Here is a 5,558-nt window from a genome sequence, read left to right on the forward strand (position 1 = left end):
TACGTTCCAGCCCAAATTTGCTGAAAGACGGCATTTTATCTAATTTTGCTGCCATAAACGTTTTCGTATCAAGCAACAAGATAAGTTTTTGTGGTTTCAACCTTTAATTCCCCATATTAAAACCCGTTTAGACCTGAAAGTGTCAGATTTAAACGGGTTCTATAATTCTATTTAATTTTAATCGTTCTCCGCCAACCAATGGTCCAGCACATCAATAAATTCATCGTGTTGATCCAAAAGGGCTAAGTGGCGACTATTAGCAAACAAATGCCATTTGGCACCAGGAATATGATCATAAACAGATTTTGCGATCAATGGCGTACATAAATCATCGGTTCCATTAGTCACTAAAACAGGTACGTGAATATTTTTAAGTTGATCCGTCACATTATAATCACTGATTGTGCCGTTTTCTGTAAACTCATTGGGACCTTCAGCAATCAAACTAGCTCGTTTTCCGTTGGTAGCTCTGCGCAAAGGTTCTGGTGAATTTTCATCGGGATCATCCCAACAATAACGCTCCATGTAACGATCGTTGGCAGCTAAATACTTAGGACCGCTGAAGTCACCAGTTCTTTCAGCTTCCGCAATGGCTGCGCGGTCTTCGTAACTTAAGTATGAAATCAAACGGTGTTGTTCTTGAGTCCACAATTTGATTGAAGCTGGTGAGCCATCAATCATGACACTTTTGATTCCTTTTTGATCGTAACTAGTTAAATAGTACATTTCTAGCATGCCGCCCCATGATTGGCCCAACATGTGAATCTCGTCTAAGTGGAGATATTTACGTAAAGCAACCAATTCTTCTGCCCACGTTTCCTTCACATAAACGCCTTCATCTTCAGGAAGTGACGATTTTCCACAGCCCACTTGATCATACATGATAAGTTGCCGACCAGTTTTGGCATAATCATCCAACAATTCAAAATAGTTGTGTGATGAACCAGGGCCACCATGAATTAATAATAGCGGTGCCTTATCCTTACTTGGTTCTCCGACAATCCGATAATAAGTCTTGTAGCCGTGAAATGGCATATATCCTTCTTCAATTTTCATATTCTCAAGTCCTTTTATGTAAAATAGTGGTGCTAAATTTAATTGTACTCCTGAATATCATTGTTGCATTAAAAAGAGGACTTGAGTTGCAACTAGGACCAAACTTTTTCCTGCCCCAATAATCCTAATTTTCATATTTATCATCAATCCTCACATTATTTTATTAAGCCCTTACAAAAACGTCATACAAACGTAACTTACGAAGCTTCTTCATTTCCCGGTATACTAACTAATGTTGCTCAAAAACACGAAGGAGAATAAGATGCCAAGAAATTTAAAAGAAGAAGTTGTTTTCACTGCCATCATGGCCGGATTAATGGTTTTTGTGATGGTTTGCTATAACGTTTTACTAGTTCAAGGATTCACTAAGGGAGTTATGTTAAACACCATCTCTGAATATCCAGGTGGCTTACTTGCCGCAATTATTTTAGACTTGCTAGTGGTTGGCCCAATTGCCAAGAAACTTGCATTCAAATATATCATTAATGATTATATGAAGAAAAATGTGGTTCTCATCGGAATTACCATTTCAGTATTGATGGTCCTCGGAATGGTAACATGTATGTCACTTTTCGGAATGATTATGGCACACAATTTTGGCGGTAATCTTTTGATGACTTACTTGCACACTTGGGGATTTAACCTAATTGTTGCTTTACCACTTCAGCTTCTCATTGTCGGTCCAATTGCCCGTGCAGTGCTAGGGATCATGCAAACCGCAACTGATAAGAAACAAGCTACACAAGAAACAGTTGATGAAGAAATTGAATAAATAATACCACAAAAACGGCCACAATCGGATGATTGTAGCCGTTTTTGTTACCGTAGATTTTCTGTTAATATCTATACGCCACATGCGCCATATCTGGCACATCATCCCACGCGACTGGGTAGCCAGCTCCATGAGCACAGAAAACAGAATCCGGCGTATTTTCCAAATCTGAAACTGGCTTGTACTTCAGACTCGAAATAATCTCCTCTGCATTGTGACAAGGCAGATACCCATCAATGATGCATTCCAATTGACCTTGTCCATGCGTATAAGCCCGGACTTCTTGGGCATATCCTTGCATTTCTGAAACTGGTGCAACTCCCGTCAATAGGGTCATTTCGCTATTCGGATCGTTATCTCCAGTAGCCATTTCTGGTGTTTCAAAACTGCCATTCATGCGTTGGATATCAGTCATCGCCCGTCCAACTTGATCTTTGCCAACTTCTAATCGAAATTGATACCACGGCTCCAATAATTGACAGTCATCACGTTGTTTCAACATCATCAAGCCTTGTCTGACTGCCCGCCAAGTGGCCTCTTTGAAATCACCACCGACCGAATGAACGTTGCTTGCTCTGCCGCCCACAAGCGTGATTTTCATATCCGTAATTGGGGCTCCCGTCAAAACGCCTAGGTGCTCTTTGGCATGGAGGTTAGCTAATACCTGATGCTGCCAATTTTTACCAAGCACATCTAAGCTACAATCTGTCGCAAACGTCAGCCCACTTCCGGTTGGCGCCGGCTCCAATAACAAATGAACCTCCGCATAATGCCGCAGTGGCTCAAAATGGCCAACTCCTTCCACGGGTTTGGTAATGGTTTCCTGGTATAAAATGCTCCCTTCTCCAAAACCAACGTCCAAATTAAACCGTTCAAGCAAAATTTGCTGCAATATTTCTAACTGGATTTCACCCATAATTTGAATCCGAATTTCTTGAAGATGGCTGGACCAGGAAACGTGCAGTTGCGGATCTTCATCTTCGAGCTGCCGTAAAGCTGTTAAACACGTATGAATATCATTGTTTTTAGGATCCAATGCATAGTTTAAAACCGGTTGAATTGTCGGATTATCACCATCGTGTTGATTTCCAAGTCCCTGACCTGGATAAGTTCCCGTCAACCCCGTGACCGCACAAACACCACCAGCCAAAACTTGTTGTGGGCCTGTAAATTTATCACCATTGTAAACTCGTAATTGATTGGCTTTTTCATCATCTACTAAAACATCTTTTGTATGTAGAATACCACCAGTCATGCGAATCCAAGTTAACCGTTCACCCTTTTCATCATGAGAAATTTTGAAAACTCGTGCTCCAAATTCTTGGGGATATTTTGTTTCACTAGTCCAACGGTCAAGACCCGCTAAAACTTGATCAACGCCGGTTAATTTGAGCGCAGCACCAAAATAACAAGGAAAGACCTTTCGTTGTTTAATTAGCCGACGGACCGTATCGTCTTCAAGGTGTCCTGAATCCAAAAAGCTTTCAAGAACCTCATCATAACACATTGCAATTTCTTCACTAATTTCTTCTGAAATATCTGTGTTGTCAGCACTTGAATTAAACGCAATACATCCCACCGAAAACACGCTCTGTAGCTGATCAAGCACCGCATTGCGATCGGCACCGTTGGCATCCATCTTATTTACAAAAATGAAAGTTGGCACATGATAACGTTCGAGCAGTCGCCAAAGTGTCCGTGTGTATCCTTGAATTCCATCAGTTGCAGAAATGACGAGAATGGCGTAATCCAGTACACTTAAAACTTGTTCCGTTTGTGCGGCAAAATCCACATGTCCCGGTGTATCCAATAAAGTAAGTTCGAGCTTGTGATACTGAAGACTAGCCTGGTGTGAAAAAATCGTGATTCCGTGTTTTTTCTCGAGGTCATCGGTATCAAGAAAGGCATCCCCATTGTCCACCCGCCCAAGTTTTCGTAGTTCGCCTGTGCGGTACAACATGGCTTCTGAAAGCGTGGTTTTCCCCGCATCAACGTGGGCGACGATCCCGGCTACAATGTGTTTCATGGTAATACCCCCTTGATTTGGAAAAAAATTACTTCACTTATTTTTCCCATAGAAATTTCAATAGTGTCTGGTCAACTTTAGGATTTGAATGTAATTTGCTATGTTGCGCTTGTGAACCCTTAATTTCTAATTCCTGATATGATTTAGCACGGCTTCCAACAAGATATTTTAATGATTTTGAGGAGTAATTCTGCACTCTACCATCACTATGATCACCAATATTTCCATAAATATTTAAAACTGAAACATTTTTAGGGTAGGTTTTTCGCAACTTCAGTAACGAACGATATGTTGCAATCATCCGTTTTGGTTTCCCCTGTACATTTATCGAGTTGTGTTTAATTGCATCATATCCACGAATACCTGCGAAATGGCCGGCAATATTTACTTCCTTATTGAGTTGAGGTAATCCTTTATGTTTTGGAGCAAAATCAGCCATATAGTACATTACTGCTTCGTTACCAACGGAGTGAGAAACGATATTGAATTTTTTGAAATGATAGGTTTGTTGAATCTTATTTAAAACGTTTCGTAACCACTTGCCGTCAGTTCGATAGCTTTTCTCGTGATTATTTTGATAATTTACCATCACAATTGGATTGATAACTTTTTTTCGGAAATGTCCGACTAAAGTGACTTTTCCAGTTTTAGACACTTCTGCGCGAATGACCCCATTTGTTGCATGAGCACTTTTAGCTGCTCTAACCATGTGTTGTTCCGCATGATAGCTGCTGCCAAATCCATGTAAAAATAACGTCGGAATATTTGTTTGTTGATATTTGCTAGCGACTTTTTCCTGACTGTTATGAACGTACATCCCTATAATAGCAACCAAAACTAGCATGATTATTAATAACATCAAACTGAACTTAATATGCTTTTTAATTACATTAGTTAACCGTTTAATAGCTTTACTATTCTTATAGCTTTTCATGGTTATACTCCCCCAAAAAATATCCATGCAAGAACACGAAACAAAAGATTACAAAATTTATACTCGAAGCCTATTTACTTAAACGCTCCCATCTTTACCATCTTCTAATTATGCGTCATCAGATACAAGGAAATCAATATTATAATAACTAGAACACTTATTTTTCTCTTGAAGAATTGGTTGAGTGTATGCAAAATGAGAAAGAAGAAGGGGTAGCACTTTTAAAGCGATCCATTGATATTACCGTGTTAGTTATGCATGATGATCATTTTATAACTAATGAATTTAACTTTTTAAAACAATATATAGCTGATGCAGATCTTAAAAGGGTATTTATAAACTGGAATAATTTTAAGTAAATTTGGTACGGTTTGGCGACACTCTAATTTCAATAAGAAATTTTTTAAATTAGAATTTGTCTTATAGTAAATTTTCTAGTTGACAACTTCCCATCACCCGCTGTATGATAATGGCAACTTAAAATCGTCCTTAAAAACCGATGAAGTGGAGATCAAGATTACCGTGCACGCACAGAGAGTCATCATCGCTGAGAGTATGACCGAACGCAAGTAATTAAATGGACCACCGAGGGCTTTTCCGAAATTTCGAAAGTACGAAAAGACGTCATGACATACGTCAGTTGTCAGGAGAATGTTCGTTCTCTGTAAAGTAGGGGTGCATCTTTAGACTTTTCGCGAATCTAAAATGAACCCAATTGAGGTGGCACCGCGGTGAAAAACGGCTCTTTGTCAAACATCCTAAAGTAAGAG

The 5,558-nt window shown here is 39.5% G+C and carries 4 protein-coding genes; 1 reads left to right on the forward strand and 3 read right to left on the reverse strand.

Annotated features, from left to right (window positions below; genetic code table 11):
* Positions 1–177: 177 nt before the first annotated feature.
* Positions 178–1,056 (reverse strand): proline iminopeptidase, encoded by an 879-nt coding sequence (pepI, locus tag DD627_RS04315; RefSeq protein ID WP_260274706.1) that lies wholly within the window; start codon positions 1,054–1,056, stop codon positions 178–180.
* 262 nt (positions 1,057–1,318) lie between these two features.
* Between pepI and DD627_RS04320 the strand changes: the two genes are divergently transcribed.
* Positions 1,319–1,828 carry a DUF2798 domain-containing protein gene (locus tag DD627_RS04320; RefSeq protein ID WP_068806352.1) on the forward strand — a complete coding sequence of 170 codons (510 nt, stop codon included), beginning with the start codon at positions 1,319–1,321 and terminating at the stop codon, positions 1,826–1,828.
* Positions 1,829–1,892: 64 nt separating this feature from the next.
* Here the strand turns inward: DD627_RS04320 and DD627_RS04325 are convergent, their stop codons facing one another.
* The gene (locus DD627_RS04325; protein WP_260274707.1) at positions 1,893–3,854 is read right to left on the reverse strand and encodes an elongation factor G; all 1,962 of its coding nucleotides are present in this window, start codon (positions 3,852–3,854) and stop codon (positions 1,893–1,895) included.
* 37 nt (positions 3,855–3,891) lie between these two features.
* Positions 3,892–4,713 carry an alpha/beta hydrolase gene (locus tag DD627_RS04330; RefSeq protein ID WP_375710189.1) on the reverse strand — a complete coding sequence of 274 codons (822 nt, stop codon included), beginning with the start codon at positions 4,711–4,713 and terminating at the stop codon, positions 3,892–3,894.
* Between the last annotated feature and the right edge of the window lie 845 nt (positions 4,714–5,558).

Source organism: Pediococcus sp., from assembly GCF_003533255.1.
Classification (GTDB): domain Bacteria; phylum Bacillota; class Bacilli; order Lactobacillales; family Lactobacillaceae; genus Pediococcus; species Pediococcus parvulus.

Coding starts and splice junctions, on each gene's coding strand:
- pepI (WP_260274706.1), bottom strand. CDS start 1,056: ATGAAAATTGAAGAAGGATATATGCCATTTCACGGCTACAAGACTTAT.
- DD627_RS04330 (WP_375710189.1), bottom strand. CDS start 4,713: ATGTTATTAATAATCATGCTAGTTTTGGTTGCTATTATAGGGATGTAC.
- DD627_RS04320 (WP_068806352.1), top strand. CDS start 1,319: ATGCCAAGAAATTTAAAAGAAGAAGTTGTTTTCACTGCCATCATGGCC.
- DD627_RS04325 (WP_260274707.1), bottom strand. CDS start 3,854: ATGAAACACATTGTAGCCGGGATCGTCGCCCACGTTGATGCGGGGAAA.